At 55.7% G+C, this 19,385-nt stretch carries 20 protein-coding genes; 4 read left to right on the top strand and 16 right to left on the bottom strand.

The genetic code is table 11. The annotated features are described in order from the left end of the window. Positions 1-1,431, bottom strand: a complete 1,431-nt coding sequence (locus GO499_RS13860; protein WP_161862728.1) for a hypothetical protein — start codon at positions 1,429-1,431, stop codon at positions 1-3. Between the two features lie 59 nt (positions 1,432-1,490). Beyond that, positions 1,491-2,588, bottom strand: coding sequence for an acyltransferase family protein (locus GO499_RS13855; protein ID WP_161862727.1), 1,098 nt, complete (start codon positions 2,586-2,588; stop codon positions 1,491-1,493). An 834-nt stretch (positions 2,589-3,422) separates the two neighbouring features. On the opposite strand from GO499_RS13855, the gene GO499_RS13850 reads away from it, so the two are divergent. The 3 genes from GO499_RS13850 (at position 3,423) to GO499_RS13840 (ending at position 5,835) form a co-directional block, all read left to right on the top strand. Beyond that, on the top strand, positions 3,423-4,052 hold the full coding sequence (locus GO499_RS13850) for a 50S ribosomal protein L25/general stress protein Ctc (protein WP_161862726.1): 630 nt from the start codon (positions 3,423-3,425) through the stop codon (positions 4,050-4,052). 82 nt (positions 4,053-4,134) lie between these two features. Beyond that, on the top strand, positions 4,135-4,824 hold the full coding sequence (gene pth, locus GO499_RS13845; protein ID WP_161862725.1) for an aminoacyl-tRNA hydrolase: 690 nt from the start codon (positions 4,135-4,137) through the stop codon (positions 4,822-4,824). 3 nt (positions 4,825-4,827) lie between these two features. Beyond that, positions 4,828-5,835, top strand: coding sequence for an SDR family oxidoreductase (locus GO499_RS13840; RefSeq protein WP_161862724.1), 1,008 nt, complete (start codon positions 4,828-4,830; stop codon positions 5,833-5,835). A 20-nt stretch (positions 5,836-5,855) separates the two neighbouring features. On the opposite strand, the gene GO499_RS13835 is transcribed toward GO499_RS13840, so the two are convergent. From GO499_RS13835 to ybeY, 12 genes are all read right to left on the bottom strand, one after another. Beyond that, entirely contained in the window at positions 5,856-6,185 is a 330-nt protein-coding gene (locus GO499_RS13835) for a hypothetical protein (protein WP_161862723.1), read from the bottom strand. Positions 6,186-6,287: 102 nt separating this feature from the next. After that, entirely contained in the window at positions 6,288-7,508 is a 1,221-nt protein-coding gene (trpB, locus tag GO499_RS13830) for a tryptophan synthase subunit beta (protein ID WP_161862722.1), read from the bottom strand. 168 nt (positions 7,509-7,676) lie between these two features. Then, entirely contained in the window at positions 7,677-8,324 is a 648-nt protein-coding gene (locus tag GO499_RS13825) for a phosphoribosylanthranilate isomerase (protein WP_284154749.1), read from the bottom strand. Positions 8,325-8,338: 14 nt separating this feature from the next. Beyond that, entirely contained in the window at positions 8,339-8,686 is a 348-nt protein-coding gene (locus GO499_RS13820) for a lipopolysaccharide assembly protein LapA domain-containing protein (protein WP_161862720.1), read from the bottom strand. 12 nt (positions 8,687-8,698) lie between these two features. Then, positions 8,699-8,980 (bottom strand): integration host factor subunit beta, encoded by a 282-nt coding sequence (gene ihfB / locus GO499_RS13815; protein WP_161862719.1) that lies wholly within the window; start codon positions 8,978-8,980, stop codon positions 8,699-8,701. An 86-nt stretch (positions 8,981-9,066) separates the two neighbouring features. Beyond that, complete coding sequence (sppA, locus tag GO499_RS13810; protein ID WP_161862718.1) at positions 9,067-9,981, bottom strand: signal peptide peptidase SppA; 915 nt, start codon at positions 9,979-9,981, stop codon at positions 9,067-9,069. Continuing rightward, positions 9,981-11,669, bottom strand: coding sequence for a 30S ribosomal protein S1 (rpsA, locus tag GO499_RS13805; protein WP_161862717.1), 1,689 nt, complete (start codon positions 11,667-11,669; stop codon positions 9,981-9,983). Before rpsA ends, sppA begins: the two co-directional genes overlap by 1 nt. Positions 11,670-11,791: 122 nt before the next feature. Beyond that, on the bottom strand, positions 11,792-12,421 hold the full coding sequence (cmk, locus tag GO499_RS13800; protein ID WP_161862716.1) for a (d)CMP kinase: 630 nt from the start codon (positions 12,419-12,421) through the stop codon (positions 11,792-11,794). Positions 12,422-12,522: 101 nt separating this feature from the next. Further along, entirely contained in the window at positions 12,523-13,248 is a 726-nt protein-coding gene (trmB, locus tag GO499_RS13795; protein WP_161862715.1) for a tRNA (guanosine(46)-N7)-methyltransferase TrmB, read from the bottom strand. Between the two features lie 59 nt (positions 13,249-13,307). After that, positions 13,308-14,783 (bottom strand): apolipoprotein N-acyltransferase, encoded by a 1,476-nt coding sequence (gene lnt / locus GO499_RS13790; protein WP_161862714.1) that lies wholly within the window; start codon positions 14,781-14,783, stop codon positions 13,308-13,310. Position 14,784: 1 nt separating this feature from the next. Continuing rightward, positions 14,785-15,684: a hemolysin family protein gene (locus tag GO499_RS13785; protein ID WP_161862713.1), complete on the bottom strand. Its 900-nt coding sequence runs from the start codon at positions 15,682-15,684 to the stop codon at positions 14,785-14,787. A 38-nt stretch (positions 15,685-15,722) separates the two neighbouring features. Continuing rightward, positions 15,723-16,223 (bottom strand): rRNA maturation RNase YbeY, encoded by a 501-nt coding sequence (gene ybeY / locus GO499_RS13780; protein WP_161862712.1) that lies wholly within the window; start codon positions 16,221-16,223, stop codon positions 15,723-15,725. Positions 16,224-16,334: 111 nt separating this feature from the next. On the opposite strand from ybeY, the gene GO499_RS13775 reads away from it, so the two are divergent. Further along, positions 16,335-17,552, top strand: a complete 1,218-nt coding sequence (locus GO499_RS13775) for a BCCT family transporter (protein WP_161862711.1) — start codon at positions 16,335-16,337, stop codon at positions 17,550-17,552. Between the two features lie 37 nt (positions 17,553-17,589). On the opposite strand, the gene GO499_RS13770 is transcribed toward GO499_RS13775, so the two are convergent. After that, a complete protein-coding gene (locus GO499_RS13770; protein WP_161862710.1) occupies positions 17,590-18,036 on the bottom strand; it encodes a glyoxalase superfamily protein in 447 nt (148 codons plus the stop codon). A 270-nt stretch (positions 18,037-18,306) separates the two neighbouring features. After that, entirely contained in the window at positions 18,307-19,302 is a 996-nt protein-coding gene (locus GO499_RS13765) for a PhoH family protein (protein ID WP_284154748.1), read from the bottom strand. Between the last annotated feature and the right edge of the window lie 83 nt (positions 19,303-19,385).

The raw sequence follows: 19,385 nt of genomic DNA, 5'->3' as shown, positions 1-19,385 counted from the left end.
CTACAGAACTGTCCGTCGTCGCTTAGGCATCGGTGGCGGTGCTTCGCCCGCAGCCTCGATATCGTGGCGAAGCGAAACCCCTTTTATCTTCGCGTCACGCAAGGCTTCGGCGTACCCAACGAGAGCACCGGCTGTCAGCCATGTGAGCGGTGTGATCGAGGCGTTGGGTATAAGTTCAATCATATTTGCGCCCATTAGCAATGCAATCGGTGCAGCATAAGGGGAGATATCGTTCTTACCGAGTCCGCGGGTTCGGAAAAGGAGCAGGAAAATCGGCAGTGCGAGCGCACCGAATTCGGCAATGAAGCCCAGCCAGCCGAGTGTTCCCATGACGATGATCCACCGTCCGTCGGGTACCGTAATCTGTGTGCCGTCTATCGGATTGTAAATCTGGTTGCGTCCCCAACTTCCCCAGCCGAACAATGCTTTTTCCTGAGTTCGATCCAGAAGCCATCCTTCGTGCGTAAAGCGATAGAGCAGCGATCCTGCCCTTTCCGCATCATAATTGGATATGAAACTCAGTATTTCGTCAGTAGGCACCAAGCCGGCACCTCGCAAAGTTGGGTAGAGCAGGGCCACGATTGCCATTGCTGCCGCGACGCGGAACTGCAAGCCACGCCCGAGTAGGAAGATCATCGGTACGAGAAGCACAGCGTAGAGCAGTGCGCTGAGTGTTTTGCACAATACTAGAACTGCTGCGAGGTAGAGAAACGCAAGAAGCCATCGGGACGGAGCTTGTCCGGCTCGGGTCTTCCACAAGGTGAAAGCAGCAATCGCGGTCGTCATAAAATAAAAGGCGAGAATGATGCTGTTGGTGACGAATACGAGTGGCCGAAAACCGTCATAGCGAACCGTCATCAGGAAATTGTGTTGGAAGAAGCCGTAGACCCAGACGTTCATCTGCGGGCTCATGCGAACCTCGATCAAAGCGGGCAACGAGTACGCTAAACCTGATACGGCAAGAGCAACCAGCAATTCCCGTTGCCCAGTCTCCGTCCGCAAGAATTGCCGGGCAACAAGGAACGGCACGATGTAAATGAACTGCAGGAAACATTGCGCAACGAAATCGTAGATGCGGAGACCAGGGATGAACACCGGACCATAGATCAGCGGTTCCGGGTTCGTCAGAATAGTGCCGAGAGGTGACAGGACGTAGAGCGCCAAAAGGACTGCCATCAAACGCGACTCAGGCAAAAACTTCAACTTTTTGCCTAGCACAAGAGTCAGGCCTGCGAGTAGAGCCAAGGCGGGAACGGAGTCCTTGTGCAGCGGTGGCAGCAGTGGCAGGTCGAATGCCGTGATCGGCGGCAGAAGGAGGAAAGGCAGCAGGATGCACCAGACAATTGCCCGCTCCAGAGGCAATCGTCGCAAAAGCCATATGGCAACCAACGGCCAGATGGCGATCATTCCGAAGGCGATGGGATTGCCCAAAGCCGTTCTCCTTCAACTTCTCTGACCAGAGGCCACGTTATAGTGCCGGTCCACCAAGTTCAATTTTTGGCCGTTTCACGCCTCGGCACCATTCTGGCCCGCATCGCCTTCTGTGTCGGAAGTTCGAAGTGGTGATAACAAAATCGACCTACGATCAAACTCGAAACCAACGCCAGCGCCGATGTCGCCCAATAGTCCGTTTCTGTCATCTCAGTTGCTCGAACCAGCTTGTAGTAAAACAGGTTGATGACAAAAATAAGTGTCGTATGCGCGAGATAGACGGAAAACGAATAGATGCCGGCTGTGTGGAACGCCTGGCGCCCAAGCAAGAGATAAAGAACTCCGCGGTTTTCTTGAGTCAACCAGACAAGACATATGAAGCCTGCAATCGATGTCACCTCGTAGCCGGAATGCACGGCTGTGATGCTGACAAGTAAGGCACTTGCCTGCAGCACAGAAAGTACGGCGTCCGGCAGACGATGGGTAGTGGAGCTGAACAGGGCGAGTACTCCACCGATGGTGAAACCGGCCAGTCCGCGCACGATGGCCACCGGTCCGGTAATAACATCGATTGATTGCCCCCAGCCAAGATGGATCACGATCCCGAACGCAATGCAGGCACAGATCAGCGCGAAGGTGCGACTTTGAAAGAATACAAAGGTCAACAGCGGAAACAAAGCATAGCTGACCATTTCCACGGGAATCGACCATAGTGGTGTGTTCCAAACGACGGGGGCATCGAGAACGGATTGCATCATCAGTATGTGCAGCGCAACCGACATCAAGAGGTCAGCAAGCGGAGGCAGCCCGCCGATCCACAGGCCCTGAGCCAGTCCGACAACGGCGAAGGGGATGAACACCCAGAGAAGAAAATTTGGGTAAATACGTGCGAAGCGCAGTGCCATGAAGCGGACGTATCCCGACACTGAAATACCACCAGAGAACCAGCTACGGTATTTAATGCAGATGATGTATCCGCTAAGGAGGAAGAAGAGGTCCACGAAGAGATAGCTGTGGCCTGCAAATCCGGTGCGAAAAGGTATATCGAGAAACGGGAATCCAAGTCCGACGTGGTAGACGACCACACAGAGGGCGGCGATCCCGCGCAGGGAGGTGTGAATGACGATTTCCGTGTCGTCATGCTGTGCGGGCGCCAATCCGAAAATGACTATGCTCTCTCTCTCAGGGCGCCATGCCTAGCGCGACTGGTTCACTCATTACCGTTCGATGCCGCGCGATTTCAAATGAAAGCCGGTTTTTAGCACGTGAATTATCGCAATCAGCGAAAATTGAACACAAAGGTTGCGAAACCGCAGTAACGATCTTCACTTTCGACTGCGATCAAAGGTCGCTTGCTCCGCTTCACCGCATGTCGCCTGTGACAGGCACCTCTGAACGGCTTCGATCTCCCTGTCGGTCGGCCTCGCGATCCAATTGCCGGGGCAGGGTGTGGAGGGCAGGACAGGTATCGCGTCCTCCGACAAAGAGAGGATCATGAGCAACGTTTCGTCAGACTGCGGAAAGCTGACACACCACGTCGAAAGGCAGGTGACGGTGACTGTCAACTCTCGCACACGTGCCACGCTGAGGCCGCCTTGGCCTACGTAGTCCCCGCTAACTGATAAGCTAAACTAAGTTCGGATGTTGAACCAACGGAGGCGACGGTTTCGCTTTTGAGGTCCGGTAGGGGCTCGATCGCGGTCATTCGCCCCAACGCTATGACGTGCTCTGACTTATCCCTTGCGGCGACATTGAACGCTGCAGCAAAACCGTTTGCCAGACATGACAGTGCCATGGCGTCTTCGGCTGAAAATGTCGCAAGTGCGGTAACGATTACTATCACCGGATATCTACACAACGTATGCATGTTCGCTTAATCAAAGCAGTTTGGAATACCCCTTTTCAAGTAACGGGGAATCCCCTATAGGACCACCTTCATCGCGGCGCTTACACCCTTGGAGGATCGCCGCCCTAACATATTGGAGATACCTATGGCCGAAGCACAAGTGCTCAATGCCACGGTACGCGCGGGGACGGGTAAAGGGGCCGCACGTGCAAGCCGGAGAGAGGGGCTCGTCCCCGGTGTTATCTATGGCGGCAACGAAGATCCGCAGCCGATCGACGTCAAATTCAACGAATTGCTGAAGCAATTGAAGGCTGGCAAGTTTCTGTCCACCCTGCTGACGCTGGATGTTGAAGGCAACAAGCAGCAGGTAATCTGCCGCAGTGTGCAGCGCGACATCGTTAAGGACCTGCCTACGCACGTAGATTTTCTGCGTCTGAGTCCGCGCAGTCGGATCAACCTGTATATCCCCGTTGTATTCGAGAACGAGGAAGCAAGCCCTGGTCTGAAGAAAGGCGGCGTGCTTACGGTCGTGCGTCCTGAAGTGGAACTGAAGGTGACCGCGGCCGACATCCCGCAGAGCCTTTCTGTGGATCTGACCGGACTTGATGTTGGCGATACTGTCACCATTTCGTCCATAAATCTTCCGTCCGGTACGCGCCCGATGATTACGGACAGAGATTTCGTGATTGCCAACATTACAGCGCCAAGCGGCCTTCGCGCCGCTGAAGACGAAGCCGAGGCCGCTGAAGAGGAAGCAGAAGCTACCGAGGAGTAGAGCAACCGGCTAACCCGTGTTAATCAAGGCGCGTCGCCCCAGCGGGCGGCGCGCTTTTCTTTGGGACGATGGAGTATCGCGCATGAAGTTATTTGTCGGCCTAGGAAACCCGGGTACGAAGTACGCGCACAACCGTCATAACATTGGGTTCATGGCAGTTGATCGAATTGCGGGAGACCACGGCTTCGGCCCCTGGAGGACTAAGTTTCAGGGCGAATTGGCAGAAGGTCGTTTCGGTTCCAGCAAGGTGATGCTTCTAAAACCCGCCACCTTCATGAATAACTCCGGACAATCTGCCGGAGAGGCCATGCGATTTTTCAAACTGACGCCGGGCGATGTTGTTGTCTTCTATGACGAACTGGACCTTGCACCAGGCAAATGTCGAGTGAAGCACGGGGGAGGTACTGCCGGACATAACGGTATCCGTTCGCTCCATTCCCATATCGGCCAGGATTACTGCAGGGTTCGTCTCGGCATTGGCCATCCGGGAGACAAGCGACTTGTTTCCAATTATGTTCTGGGCGATTTTGCGAAAGCCGACGAGGAATGGTTGAACGATTTGCTGCGCGGCATCTCCGATGGTGCAGAGTTTTTAGCCGGTGGTGACGAGGGCCGGTTCATGAATGCGGTGGCATTGAGAACTGCACCTGCTCGTTCGTCCCAAAAGCCTCTTCCGAAAACCGAGATGCCGGTTTGCAGCAAAGAGACCCAGCATGGCGACGCGGAACCAGTATCAAAACTCGAGCAGCTTTTACGTAAGTTCAGCACGTAGTAGATGGCACGAGTTCTTGTTACCGGCGCGTCCGGCTTCATAGCCAAGCATATTGTTCGACAATTGCTGTCAGCGGGTTATGAAGTGCGAGGCAGTCTACGTGATCTGAGCCGAGCCGGCGAAGTGCGAGCCGCGATTGGATCTCACGATGAAGATGCGCTGACCTTTTTCACTGCGGATTTGCTTTCCGACGAAGGCTGGGCTGAGTCGATGCAGGAAATCGATGCGGTTCTGCATACCGCCTCCCCGTTTCCTATGAGCCGACCCAACAAGCCCGAGAAGCTGATCAAACCGGCAGTAGATGGAACACGCCGCGTCTTGCGTTTTGCGCAAGCTGAAGGCGTTAGGCGAGTTGTCGTCACGTCGTCTTGTGTGGCAATGATGTATTGCGAACTGTCTGAGGGACGGCTCAGCTATTCGGAAAGCGATTGGAGTGATGTCGGAAATCCACGGATCACACCCTACGCCGTGTCGAAGACACTGGCAGAAAGGGCCGCATGGGATTTCGTGCGGGATGAGGCGCCGGATATCGCGCTGACGACAATGAATCCAGCTCTGGTTCTTGGCCCAGCGCTGGACGGGCAATACGGTACATCTCTTCGGATCGTCGAACGGATCTTGGCCTCAAAGGATCCAGCCCTGCCTCGCTTCGGCTTCGCTGTCGTTGATGTCCGTGATGTCGCTGCCGCGCATCTTGCGGCACTGGAGCGGCCGGAGAGTGCCGGAAACAGATTTCTATTGGCGCAACGTTTCATTTGGTTTCGAGAGATGGCACGCATTTTGAAAGTAGCCTATCCGGAGAGACGTATAGTCACGCGAAGTGCACCAGACTTCGCTGTCCGGCTCTTGGCAACGTTCAGCCCTGCTGCGCGTTCGATCGTAGCAAGTCTGGGTCGACGCGATGACTTCAACACCAATGCTGCCGAAGAAATTCTCGGAATTTCGTTTCGGCCAGCAGAGGAAGCCGTGCGGACTGCTGCGGACGCGATCATCCGTCACGCGGGGCGCTAACGCCCCCCGTGGTCTCTCTGTCAGTCCTTGCGAAAAAACTTCTTTTCGCGCGGCTTTCCATCCCATCCCGGCTTGCCCTGCGGCTTAACCCGGTCTCCACCACGATCGCCCTTGTCCGCATAAGGCTTGCCACCACCGTCGCGACTACCTCCGTAAGGTTTGCCGCGCCCACCACGATCATCCTCGCGCTGTTCCCATTTTTTGAGGAGAACCGGAGAGAAGCTGTCTCGTCCGATTACACCCTCGTTGCACCAAACCGTGGAAACTTTGTCGCCTTCGATCTTTTCCACTGCCATGCGCATGGAACCTGCTGTCAGTACAACAATGTCGCCCACCTGAAAATCCGCCATGATCCGTCGATCCTCTTACCGGCCCGGGCCCGCTGCCCACCGTGAAGCGCCTTTTCTGCCGAAAAGACGGGCAAAGGTCCAGCGGAATCGCAGGCAATCAGTTCAGATCTCGGTGCCTAGTGCCTCGGCCACGGTAAAGATGTCCTTGTCACCACGGCCGCACATGTTCATGACCATTAGATGGTCGTTCGGCAGATCCCCTGCTATCTTACTGACATGCGCCAGAGCGTGCGAAGGCTCCAGTGCAGGGATGATTCCCTCCATCTCACAGCAAAGTTGGAAGGCGTCCAGTGCCTCACGGTCGGTTACCGAAACATACTCGACACGTCCGATATCGTTAAGCCAGGAATGCTCCGGCCCGATGCCTGGGTAATCCAAGCCGGCTGAAATTGAGTGCCCCTCTATAATCTGTCCATCCTGATCTTGGAGAAGGTAAGTTCGGTTACCGTGCAACACACCCGGTCTGCCACCCGTGAGACTGGCGGCATGCTCCATCCGCTCGTCGACACCGTGGCCACCAGCCTCCACTCCGATGATCCGGACCGATGGATCATCAAGAAAGGGATGGAAGAGGCCCATCGCATTCGAGCCGCCGCCTATACACGCAACCAGACTGTCGGGCAGGCGACCTTCGGCTCTCTGCATCTGATCTTTGGTTTCCTTGCCTATGATGCTCTGGAAGTCGCGTACCATTGCCGGATAGGGATGAGGGCCTGCAACGGTTCCGATGCAATAGAAAGTATCGGCGACATTGGTAACCCAATCGCGCAACGCCTCGTTCATCGCATCCTTCAGTGTGCCACGACCGGACGTGACAGGAACGACTTCCGCGCCTAGCAATTTCATCCGGAAGACGTTCGGTTTCTGGCGCTCGACATCGGTTTTGCCCATGAAGACGACGCATTTCAGGCCGAAGCGCGCGCACACGGTCGCTGTCGCCACTCCGTGCTGACCGGCGCCGGTCTCGGCGATGATGCGAGTCTTGCCCATCCGCCGCGCAAGCAGGATTTGGCCTAGAACGTTGTTAATTTTGTGAGCGCCCGTGTGGTTCAACTCGTCGCGCTTGAGGTAGATCTTCGCGCCACCAAAATGCTCAGTTAGCCGCTCCGCAAAGTAAAGTGGCGACGGGCGACCGACATAATGCGTCCATAGGTTGTTCATCTCTGCCCAGAATTCTGGGTCGGTTTTGGCATGCTCGTAGCGAGCTTCAAGATCGAGGATCAGCGGCATCAGCGTTTCGGAAACGAAGCGTCCGCCGAAATTGCCGAATCGTCCGCGTTCATCGGGCCCGGTTGTATAGGAATTCAACATCTCAGACGCCATGCTCGCCTCCCTGCAGGAACGCCCCTTTCTATCTTGCACCCGCGGGCACGTCGAGAACCCGGGCCTCATCTTAGCAAAAATAACTTGTTGGCTTACAGGCAGACCGACCAAACGTACGTCTTTGCGGTAGATTTGACCGCAAGTGAGGACACTTGCGTCGGTGCCGAGTCAGAGTGCCGGCACTTCGTTCCGACAGGCGGCTAGAAACTCGGTGATGCGCTCAGGGCTCTTGACACCAGGTGCGCACTCAACACCGGAAGAAACGTCAACTTGGCGCGCCCCGGTTAGCCGGGCGGCTTCGGCAACGTTTTTCGATGTCAGGCCGCCCGCCAGCATCCATGGTACTGGCCACCGGCGCCCGGCGATCAGGCGCCAGTCGAAGGCGATGCCATTGCCGCCTGGAATTGTAGCACCTGTTGGGGCCTTGGCATCGATCAGGAGTTGATCCGCGACACTTGCGTAGTCGGATATCGCCCTCAGATCGAATTCGCCCGACAGACCGATAGCCTTCATTACCGGCAATCCTGTGCGGGTTTTAATTTGCGATACTCGTGCAGGAGTTTCCGAGCCGTGCAACTGAAGCATGTCGATACCAACGCTCGAGAGAATGCTATCGAGCGCGGCATCACCTATGTCTACCGTCAGAGCAACCTTGCAGATACCGGCAGGTACTTCGGTTGAAAGGACCGCGGCAGCAGTAGTATCGATGTTCCGAGGGGATTTTCCGAAAAAGACGAAGCCTATGTAGGCGGCGTCGCCCTTGATTGCGGCAGCAAGTGCCGGTTTGTCAGTGATGCCGCAGATCTTGGCCCGCAAATGCCCAGAGCCTCTCACGCGGATTTGTCGAGCAACGCCAGCACTTCGTCTTCTTCGGACAGATGTTTTTTGCGTAGCGTTGTCACTTCCGTTTTCAGTTGCGCAGCCTCGCGTTTCTTTTGCGCTGCCAAGCGTCGGTGCTTGTGCTCACGCAGCCACTCCAGAATGTATCCAATCAGGAGACCAGTCAGAATCGAAAGCAGGCTGACCAAGTAGAGTGGGACTTCGACCGAACGCTGGTAGATGTCGCTCAGGCCAGGGGGCAGCAAATTAACCTGAACAGAGCCGCGATTTGCCAAGGCCAGCACCACGATGCCAAGCATCAGTGCCGCTAGGAAAACCAACTTGATTATGCGCAGCATTGCGATTCCTCGTTATTCTTCGTTCAGCCGGTCACGCAGCAGCTTTCCCGTCTTGAAGAATGGCACGTGCTTTTCCGCTACTTCCACCGCTTCACCCGTACGTGGATTGCGGCCCGTACGGCTTTCACGCTTCTTTACCGAAAAGGCGCCGAAGCCACGCAGCTCTACCCTGTGACCATCGGCCATCGCTTCGATGATCTGATCGAAGATCGTGCCGACGATCCGCTCCACATCGCGCTGATAGAGATGCGGATTCTCATCCGCAATTTTCTGTATCAGTTCAGATTTGATCATCGTTTCAAACCCCTTACTGCGGCTACGGGCTATGCTTTGCTCCGCAGCTTCAACCTATAACAGCGCTCTGCGCCCAATTGCATCCTTTAATTCAATATTGAAAGGAGTCGCGGCCTGCTTTGGTTGGAAATACGCTGCAAACTATCTCCGATGCCGGAAATTCGACCGAAAATACCTAGGGGGCCCGTATCTTCGTCCGGCAGTTCCCAACTGAGGACGGGAAGGTTTTTGAGTGCCTCGTCTTGTGATTCGAGCCAAGTCAGCGCGTCATCGGGACCACCAAGGGCGTCGACAAGACCATCCTGAAGCGCCATTCGACCGGTCAATATGCGTCCATCCACAACTGCCGCCAAACCGTCTCCCTGCAATCTGCGGCGGCTGGCCACGAGATCACGGAACCACGCATAGCTGTCGGCAATTATCGCTTCCTGTACAGCCCGCGCCTCCGGGCTGGTTTCCCGGTAGGGTGCAGGTTCGGCTTTAAGTGGCGAGGAGCGAACCGTGCGGAACTGAACGCCGACCCGGTCAAGCAATTCTGTGACGTCGGGGTACTCCATGATGACGCCGATAGAGCCTGTGATGGTGTTGCCGCGGGCGATGATGTGATCAGCAGCAATTGCAGTGATGTAGCCGCCTGACGCCGCAACGTCGCCCATGACTGCCACCACGGGGCGGTCCTCGGCAATTTCGCGCAAGAGTTCATAGAGAATTTCGGCACCAACTGTGGTGCCACCGGGGGAATCGATTTCCAAAATCAGGGCACGGGCGTCGTCGCTGTCCCGCAGGTCAGCCAGCATTTCCTCTCGGTCGATGTCCGTATAGATTACATCCCGGATCGCCACGTGGGCTATGTGTGGACCGGTGGGTTGGCCCGTTTCCAGCCGTAGTGCTGCGCCGACGATGAGTGATAGGACTATGGCAATGCCGAAGCCCCACAAAAAGGAGGAGCGGCGCCATTTTCGGCGCCGCTCCTCGTAGAAGTCACGCTCTATGGCGTTCATCAGTCGTCGTCGCCCTTACCTTTGAGCGCGGCGCCGAGGATGTCTCCGAGCGATGCACCGGAGTCGGACGAACCGTACTGTTCGACGGCTTCCTTCTCTTCTGCGATCTCACGTGCCTTGATGGAGAGGCCGAGCCGGCGTGTGGACTTATCGATGTTCGTCACGCGCGCATCGATCTTGTCACCGACCGAGAAGCGCTCGGGCCGCTGCTCTGAACGATCGCGGGAAAGGTCGGAGCGACGAATGAAGGACTTCATTCCATCGTACTCAACCTCGATACCGCCATCTTCGATGGAGGTCACCTCGACCGTTACAACGGCACCGCGTTTAACCCCGGCTGTCGCTTCTGCGAACGGGTCACCTTCGAGCGCCTTTATGGACAGCGAGATTCGTTCCTTGTCGGTATCCACATCGGTTACGACGGCCTTCACGATATCGCCTTTCTGGAAATCCTGAATGGCGTCTTCACCGGAACGGTTCCAATCGATATCCGAAAGGTGAACCATGCCATCGATGTCGCCTTCGAGGCCAACAAACAAACCAAACTCGGTGATGTTCTTGACCTCGCCCTCGACTTCAGTGCCCACCGGGAACGCTGTCTCGAAGTTCTCCCACGGGTTGCCCTGTGTCTGCTTGAGTCCAAGCGAAACGCGGCGCTTGACCGTGTCGATCTCCAGCACCATCACTTCCACTTCCTGAGAGGTGGACACGATCTTGCCTGGATGCACGTTCTTCTTGGTCCAGCTCATCTCGGAAACGTGGACGAGGCCCTCGACACCCGGCTCCAACTCGACGAACGCGCCGTAGTCGGTGATGTTGGTCACGCGGCCCGTGTGCACGGATTCGAGCGGGTAGCGTTGCTCGACGACGGCCCACGGATCTTCCAGGAGCTGCTTCATGCCGAGGCTGATGCGCTGGGTTTCTTTGTTGATTTTGACAACCTGAACCTTGACCGTCTCGCCGATGGAGAGGATCTCGGACGGGTGGTTCACACGGCGCCACGCCATATCGGTCACGTGAAGCAGGCCGTCGACGCCGCCGAGGTCCACAAAGGCACCGTATTCGGTGATGTTCTTGACTACGCCGTCAACCACATCCCCTTCTGCCAGCTTACCGACGATTTCCGCACGCTGTTCTGCACGGCTCTCTTCGAGGATCGCGCGGCGGGAAACAACGATGTTGCCGCGGCGTCGGTCCATCTTGAGGATCTGGAACGGCTGTTCGATGTGCATCAGGGCCGTGGCATCGCGCACGGGCCGGACATCGACCTGAGAGCCAGGCAGGAAAGCCACGGCACCGCCCAAATCAACAGTGAAGCCACCCTTGACGCGGCCGAAGATCGCACCATTCACACGCTCTTCCTTGTCGGCGGCTTTCTCCAGGCGATCCCACGCCTCTTCGCGGCGAGCTTTCTCGCGGCTGATTACGGCCTCGCCGCGGGCGTTTTCGACACGTTCAAGGTAAACCTCGACTTCGTCTCCGACTTCGATTTCGGGGGCATGGCCGGGTTTTGCGAATTCCTTGAGTTCGACGCGGCCTTCCATCTTGTAGCCAATGTCGATAATGGCCTGACCGGCTTCGATTGCCAGAACAGTGCCTTTGACGACGCTACCTTCATCGGGCGTCACCAGTTCGAAGCTTTCATTCAAGAGTGCTTCAAAATCTTCCATGCTTGCGTTCGCGGACATATAGGTCTCAATTCCTTTTCAAGTCGTTTTCACTGGCCGTGCGGTTGGTTCCGCCGGTCTTTGGGTTTCATCTGCTGCTGCATTTCCAAAAAACAAAAAGGGCCAGTGGCGGAATTAGCGCCTCAGCCCATTTTTTTGTTGATTAGCATCGCAGCTTGCTCGACTGCGGCGTCTATAGACAAATCAGTCGTATCAAGCAAGACCGCATCATCGGCCTGAGTGAGCGGCGCGGTGGAACGGCCGCTGTCACGGGCGTCTCGGATTTGTAGATCCATCAGCACTGCTTCGAGCGAAGTTTCGGCACCCTGCTTCTCAAGTTCCTTGAAGCGTCGCATCGCTCTGACTTCATCGCTAGCGGTAACATAGAACTTCACCTCGGCATCTGGGCAGATGACTGTGCCGATGTCACGTCCATCAAGGACAGCTCCACCTTCGCGCTTTGCGAAGACGCGCTGGAAATCCAAGAGGGCTTTGCGGACCTCGGGAAGTACGGCAACCTTTGACGCAGCACGCGATGCCATTGCGGAGCGCAGGTCGAAACGCTGGATGTCGTGATCCTGTAATTTCCCGGCAACCGCCGCGGCACGTGCCGGGTCAATAATCCCATGCCCCTGTTCCAATGTTTTTAGGCCGACGGCGCGGTAGAGCATGCCAGTATCGAGGTGAGCAAATTTGAACTGCTTCGCCAACTCGCGGGCAATTGTACCCTTGCCGGCCGCAGCCGGCCCGTCCAATGCCACTGTGAATTGCATTCTGCCTCTCAATATCCCGTAGCCGGTCAACGAAGTACTTAAACAGTTGCCGTTCGGTTGTCAGCCCGTCGGATTGTTGGGTGACCTTTAGAGCAACCAGCTCACCCGCACACACGTCGAAATGTCAGGTAGTGCGGTGAGCGGCCTTCACGAATAGCCTTTGCCTCGTAGCGAGTTCGTGTCCAGTCCTTCCACGGTCGGCGCCAGTCTTCCGCGCACTCCGCTTCCCATTGGAAATTAGCATCCTGGGCAACAGTTTCCAGCGAATGTCGCACGTAATCAGCTATATCTGTGGCGACGCGCAATTCCGCACCATCCGCCATAGCGCGGGCCATAGGAACCAGAGCCTCCGGATTCATGAAACGCCTGCGATGGTGTTTCTTCTTGGGCCATGGGTCCGGATAGAGGAGGAACACTTTTTCCAGTTTCCCCTTAGGAATTACATCCAGCAAATCGCGAGCGTCGCCGGGATGCACGCGAATGTTTTCAATTTTGCGCGCCGCAATGCGCGGCACAAGCGTGGCCACGCCGTTGACGAAGGGCTCGCAGCCAATAAATCCGACTCCAGGGTAGCGCTCGGCCATGGCGAGCAGGTGTTCGCCGCTTCCGAACCCGATTTCCAACCAGATCGGTCGGTCATTTCCAAAGATCTCAATAAGGTCGAGTGGGTTGCGGTCTGGATTTTCGTCCCAGCCGATGCCCGCAGGGCGCAGATACTCTAATGTGGTTTCGAGGTGTTCCACCTGACCGGGGCGCAGTGTCTTGCCGCGGCGTCGACCGTAGAAATTGCGCCAGGGCGCGCCGTCTTCGCGCTTGGGTGGGGACATTGCAACGTTTTCCTTGTTCAGTTCGGCGACCGCTTAGCAAGGCTGCCCCTGATCTGCAATCAGGCCCTGCGTGAGATCAGGAACCCTGCCGTAGCTACCAGGCCAAGGAGGCCCGCGAACAGGGCATCACCGAACTTTCCGTACATCGTTTGAGGCAAAGCGATAGGTAATGCAGCATCTACAAAGCCATCCACGCCAAGAGGCAACGACGCGATAACACGTCCGAACGGGTCGATCATCGCCGATATTCCTGTATTGGCGGCTCTCGCCACGGGAACGCCATGCTCTACGGCGCGAAATCGAGCTTGCGCGAGGTGCTGATAAGGGCCCGTCCATCGACCGAACCACGCATCGTTGGTGATGTGAACAAACCAGTCCGCTTCCCCCCGTGCGGCTCGCACTTCCTCCGGAAATACGGCCTCATAGCAAATCAGCGGCAGAAAAACAGGCATTCCCTCGACCTGCACCGCATTCAGGGATTCTCCGGCCGAAAAACCGGAGACATCCTCCGCCGCCAACCCGAAGACACCCAGTTGTGCAAAGAGGCGGGCAAACGGCATGTATTCGCCGAAGGGCACCAGATGTACCTTGTCGAGATAGACGAGATCCTGTCCTTCCATAGCAACGGCCATGGAATTGTACCAATTGCCAGCTTCATCAATCCGACGCAGACCATAAATTATCGGGGTGTTCTTTGCCATTCGGGCGACAAGATCGGGACGATCTCCAGCAAGAAAAGGCACTGCCGTTTCCGACCAGATTACGACATCAGGGTTCCCTGCAGCTTCGGTTGCAGCAACCTGGCGCTCAAAGAAAACCGGGATCATTTCCGGCAGCCATTTTTGATTCTGAGCCGCATTTGGCTGTATCAGTCTCACTGTTGTACCAGAGTCGATGGCCGGTCGCATTCGTGTCTCGCCGCCGATCCAGAGAGCCGAAAAACCGACGAGCGAGGCCGATAGCGGAATCAGGCCCCGCGAAGGGAGAGCAAGAAGGAACAGAAGTATCAAACTCAGGCCATAGGGACCGATCCATGCGGAGGCTTGCATCAATGGTGTACCTTCCAGGCCATAGGCGGGCAGGGCCCACGGAAAACCTGTGAGTATATGACCACGAAGCCATTCAAATCCCGCCCAAAGCGCGATTGCCGTTAACAGCCGCGACCATCCCGGCCCGGCCAATCGGGCTGCAATGGCAAAAGCAGCACTCCAAAACAGCGCTAGGCCGCCTGCTAGCAAGATCAGGGCGAAGGGAGCCATCCAGCCGTGTCGTGCGATGTCGACAAGGAAGGGCTCTACGATCCAACTGAGAGCGAATGCGAAATGGCCGAGACCGGTGCTCCAGCCAAGCCACGCTGCGGCGCGAGGAGAATGAGCCCTGTCAAGTGCCAACATCACTAGCGGTACAAGAACAGGCATGATCCATGGAAAATTGAATGGAGCCTGAGCCAATGCCAAGGAGGCGCCGGCCAAAATTCCAAGGCCGAACCGGCCCCACGCCTTTTGCGCAGTAAAAGGCGCGGCTGATGCTATCACTCTATTCCGCCGCCTGATCCAGTGAATTAGCGGTGTCAAGCCGCACACGTACCCGCTTCAGGCTGCGCGGGTCTGCATCGACCACTTCAAACTCATGCCCTTGAGGGTGCGCAACGATTTCACCGCGCACAGGGACACGACCTGCGAGCATGAACACAAGACCGCCAAGCGTCTCGACGTCTTCGTCGAGATCGTCGGACAGCAGGTCCACCCCTGCAATTTTTTCGAACTCTTGCAACGGCGCGCGAGACGAGCAGAGATAGACTCCTGATGCCTCCTCGGTCCAGAGATCGACTTCCTCGGTATCATGCTCGTCGACAATCTCACCGACCACCTGCTCCAGCAGATCCTCGATTGTGAGCAACCCGTCCACACCGCCATACTCATCAATTACCAACGCCATATGGGTCCGTTCTGTCTGCATTTTCTGCAAGAGTACGTCCACGGGCATCGACGGCGGAACATAGATCAATGGCCGTGAAATCGCTTCCAGATCAAATGTGCCATTGCCTGCCCCAAAGCCAAAATCAAGTGCAAGGTCCTTCAGGTGGATCATGCCGATGGGATTGTCCAGTGTCTCGGCAAAAACCGGAAGACGCGTGAACGTGCATTCGCGAAAGATCTCAACGACCTCCTCCAGCGAAGCGCCTAGCGGCACAGCCACGATATCGGCTCGAGGAATGCTGATTGCATCGATGCGAATGTTACGCATATCCCGCACATTCCGCAGCATGGTCTGCGTTTCGCTCGGGGTGAATTGGGGTTCGACTACTTTCGTGTCATCGCTCTCGCCGTCCTCCCGGCCGGTTACCCGTGCCCAGAGGTCGCCCATCCAACTTCTCGGGTTCTCGTCCAGCGCGCCATGCGCTGCACTAGAAGATCCCTCAGAACTGTCGCCCATTTTACCTTTCCATTAACCGAGCTATTTAGCCCGCGATCTCAATATGGGGTCGCAATACCCCGTGAGGCAAGGGCGCGGACCTCCAAACTCTCCATAAGTGTGGCATCTGCCTCATTTTCGTGGTCGTAGCCCAACAAATGCAAGGAACCGTGAAGGACCAGATGCAGTATATGGTCTTCCACCCGTATCCCACCAGACTGCGATTCTGCCATCACTGTCTCGAAGGCGAGCGCAATATCGCCGATTGCGGGCAGACCAAAGGGATCGCTGGGAATTTCTCGTGTTGGTTGGCCGCCGGGATCGGACGCAAATAGCTCAAAAGCTGGCCAAGACAGCACATTCGTTGCCTTTGATTTGCCGCGGAACCGAGAATTGAGTTCGGCAATACCCTCATCATTTGTCGCCAGCAGGGACACTTCCACTGGAACTTTAATTGTCGCGACAGCCAACGCCAAACCCACAGCATCCTGCGAAATTGACTGCAAAGGCAGGCTTCGCCAGCGTTCGTCTTCGATAATCAGGTCAACCTCAGGCGTCATCAACGTTTCCCATGACCATTGCGTTGTGTGTTAGCAACCCTTCTACTGTTGCCAGCAGATTGTTTGAAATGCGTGATAAGTTTTGGCTGGGCAACAGGAAGGGGTAGAAACATGGATTTCGTGCTCACCCTCGTCATATCCTTCGGGATTATGATGGCGCTCTCGCTCGTTGTCTTTTGCACAATGAAGTGGTGGGGTGTGAAAGTGATCGGCGTGACACCCGTGCCGCTGCTGACTTTTATCGCGATCCTTTTCACTTCCGGTCTGGATGTCGGGCTGATCATGTTTCCTTTGGGCGAATTTCCCACCTATGCTGATGCGGAAACTGGACCCGAATACGCATTCACCAATCCGCTGGCGATAGAATTCGGTTTTTGGGGCTTCCTGATCTGGAGCTTCTACTTTCTCACGAGTTTCTATTTCTGCGTGATCGAACCGCGAGTAAAGTTTTTTGAAATTCCAGCGGTGAAAGTGGTGAACAATATCGTCATCATCGGAACATGTGCCTTCACGGCCAGTCTGTTCCTTATTTACCTGCCGTATTATATTCCTGAAATCGGCGACGGTGAGACGGTAGTGACGACATTCTATATTATAGTCTTCTGTACTATTCTCGCAGCCGCATATTCGAGCACTGACATCAAATATGTTAAAATTCTCAGCTTGGCCTCTTCCGGCCTCTTCGCCGCACTGATCATTCTGATGTGGCTTGCCTCCGGCATGGGTATCGGCGGCTTTGCGTCCTCCATAGGTAATATCGGCGGGTACTTCGGCAATCTTCACCGCTTTGTCCTGCCAATCAACGACTACCACGAATTTTATCTCTTTTGGTGGTTCGCATGGTCCATAATGATTGGCCAATTTACTTCGCGCTTTGTTGGGGGGCTCACCACCCAGCAGTTGCTGCTCGCCCTTCTCGTCATACCGTCGATCCCACTCGCAGTGTGGTTTTCTGTTCTTTACTATTACTACACAAACGACATCAGTACCGAGGGCGTTCTGAACCTGGCGATGATCGTCGTAGGCATCACCTTCGTTGTGAATTCTCTCGACAGTTTGATTCGACTCTATTCAGACAATTTGTTGCTTACACCGCGACGCTTGGGCAAGCCAGTCTACATTGCTGGCAACGTTGCGGTGCTTTTCGGATTAACTCTGCTGTTCCAGAGTCAGTGGCTGCAAATACAGTGGATCGGCGCAATCGTTGTATTCATCTACCTTGCATGTGTGATGTTCATTGTTTTCAGAAGGCACCAGGAGGTGATGGCGATAGAAGCTTCCCCTGAGGAAAACACCCTCGATTTCAACAAGATCGAGGGTGCTCACTGAACGATGCGGAGTTCCACTTAGTCGGGAAATCTACCAATTATGAAATGGCAACCGCTGTATCCAGCGCCATGTGTGGTTCTCCGTTGGAAGTTTTCTCCGCTGTTCGCCCCTCTCGATCCACCACAACGCTGACACGTGAGCGAAAGTTGCTGAAATTATCGAACTCTACGACATCAATCGGTCTATCGAAATGTAGCGTCAGCGCAAATTTAGAGTCATCGCCGAGACTGCGCACGGCTATGACGTCGCCTTTGAAAGGTTTGCCGAGATAGCGGCCAGTTATCTGCTGCCCGACATGAATCGGCACTGGTGGCGCATTGCCGACCCTGGCGTGAAGTGTGTTCCAGTCACGGAATCCGTATTGCTGAGCAACCAGTTCCAGTGCACGTCCGTGCGCAATTTCATATCCATTAGCGCCAAGGGCCCTTCGCAGGCCTTTAGCCTGCGCCTTAACGCCGTCCAGCGTTAGATGCGATAACGACATCACAAAACTCTCCTGTTCCGGTGCGGTATGGGATCGGAGCTCGCATTGCGACGGACCGCGGAACGGAAGGTCGGAGTTAAATCAACATATGAGCTTCACCAAGACAATGTCCGCGAGCGGCAGGTGCCCAAAACCTTCATGTGTCCTATGGCCATCCGTAGCATCGGTCAATGCCGGATCCGCGGCGGAAGGACGAGATCCAATTTTCCGAATAAAGGCTGCGAGGTCGGATGGAGGCAGACCACAAATGGTACCATTGATACCCGGATATCAGGTTTGCGGACTTGCCTGCTCGTACGCCTCGATGATCTTGGCTACCATTGGGTGTCGCACCACATCCACGCTCCGAAACCTCGCAAATCCGATTTCGGGAACATTTCGCAGGATTTTTTCGGCCTCGACCAAGCCAGACGGCACGCCGCGTGGTAAGTCGATCTGTGTCATATCACCAGTGATCGCCATCCGGGAGCCTTCGCCAAGCCGGGTCAAGAACATCTTCATTTGCATCGTCGTGGCATTCTGCGCTTCGTCGAGAACTACGTAGGCATTCGATAACGTTCGTCCCCGCATGAAGGCCAACGGCGCTATTTCAATCTGCTTTTCCTCAATGAGTTTGTCGACCTGTTTCGCGGGCAGAAAATCATAGAGTGCGTCGTAGAGGGGCCTCATGTAAGGGTCCATCTTCTCCTTTTCCGTGCCGGGAAGAAAGCCAAGACGCTCCCCTGCCTCCACTGCGGGGCGCGAGAGTATGATCTTGTCTACGTGGCCTTCGAGGAACATCGACACGGCAGTGGCGACGGCGAGGTATGTCTTGCCGGTTCCGGCCGGGCCAATCCCGAAAACCAGTTCTTGCGCGAAGAGGCTCTTTACATATGCCTTTTGCGCCGGCGTACGTGGCTCCACTGTTTTCTTTCTCGTGCGGATTTCCACAGCTTCGCCCCTGAACATCTCAAGCTGGTCGGCGGGCTCCGATGGCTCATTACGCATGCGTATCGCACCCTCCACGTCGCCCGGTTCAACATCACGCCCGGCTTCCAGTCGGGCATACAGTTGTTGCAGGATTTCAGCGCCACGAGCGGCCGCTTCACCGTGCAATACCAGTTCATTGCCCCGGCGAGTAATGACTATCGCGAGAGCCTTTTCAACTTGTGTGAGGTGTCGGTCAAACTCGCCGCAGAGGTCGATCAGAAGCCGGTTGTCCGGAAAGCTGAGAGTCCGTTCCACTGTCGAGGTTTCGGGTGCAGCCTGCAATTCTGAAATCGCCAAAATCCCTCCGGTTGCTGGCGTTACATCTGTTTCTCAGCTTGCCCCGGCGATATCGACCGGTGCAAGAAAAAACACTGTCAATT

Source organism: Algicella marina, assembly GCF_009931615.1.
Lineage (GTDB): Bacteria > Pseudomonadota > Alphaproteobacteria > Rhodobacterales > Rhodobacteraceae > Algicella > Algicella marina.
This window is presented reverse-complemented; position numbering and strand designations above follow the sequence as displayed.

Bases quoted from the DNA above. Each gene is read 5' to 3' on its own strand.
- GO499_RS13850 (WP_161862726.1), top strand. From the start codon at position 3,423: ATGGCCGAAGCACAAGTGCTCAATGCCACGGTACGCGCGGGGACGGGT.
- pth (WP_161862725.1), top strand. From the start codon at position 4,135: ATGAAGTTATTTGTCGGCCTAGGAAACCCGGGTACGAAGTACGCGCAC.
- GO499_RS13840 (WP_161862724.1), top strand. From the start codon at position 4,828: ATGGCACGAGTTCTTGTTACCGGCGCGTCCGGCTTCATAGCCAAGCAT.
- GO499_RS13835 (WP_161862723.1), bottom strand. From the start codon at position 6,185: ATGGCGGATTTTCAGGTGGGCGACATTGTTGTACTGACAGCAGGTTCC.
- trpB (WP_161862722.1), bottom strand. From the start codon at position 7,508: ATGGCGTCTGAGATGTTGAATTCCTATACAACCGGGCCCGATGAACGC.
- GO499_RS13820 (WP_161862720.1), bottom strand. From the start codon at position 8,686: ATGCTGCGCATAATCAAGTTGGTTTTCCTAGCGGCACTGATGCTTGGC.
- ihfB (WP_161862719.1), bottom strand. From the start codon at position 8,980: ATGATCAAATCTGAACTGATACAGAAAATTGCGGATGAGAATCCGCAT.
- sppA (WP_161862718.1), bottom strand. From the start codon at position 9,981: ATGAACGCCATAGAGCGTGACTTCTACGAGGAGCGGCGCCGAAAATGG.
- rpsA (WP_161862717.1), bottom strand. From the start codon at position 11,669: ATGTCCGCGAACGCAAGCATGGAAGATTTTGAAGCACTCTTGAATGAA.
- cmk (WP_161862716.1), bottom strand. From the start codon at position 12,421: ATGCAATTCACAGTGGCATTGGACGGGCCGGCTGCGGCCGGCAAGGGT.
- trmB (WP_161862715.1), bottom strand. From the start codon at position 13,248: ATGTCCCCACCCAAGCGCGAAGACGGCGCGCCCTGGCGCAATTTCTAC.
- GO499_RS13785 (WP_161862713.1), bottom strand. From the start codon at position 15,684: ATGGGCGACAGTTCTGAGGGATCTTCTAGTGCAGCGCATGGCGCGCTG.
- ybeY (WP_161862712.1), bottom strand. From the start codon at position 16,223: ATGACGCCTGAGGTTGACCTGATTATCGAAGACGAACGCTGGCGAAGC.
- GO499_RS13775 (WP_161862711.1), top strand. From the start codon at position 16,335: ATGGATTTCGTGCTCACCCTCGTCATATCCTTCGGGATTATGATGGCG.
- GO499_RS13770 (WP_161862710.1), bottom strand. From the start codon at position 18,036: ATGTCGTTATCGCATCTAACGCTGGACGGCGTTAAGGCGCAGGCTAAA.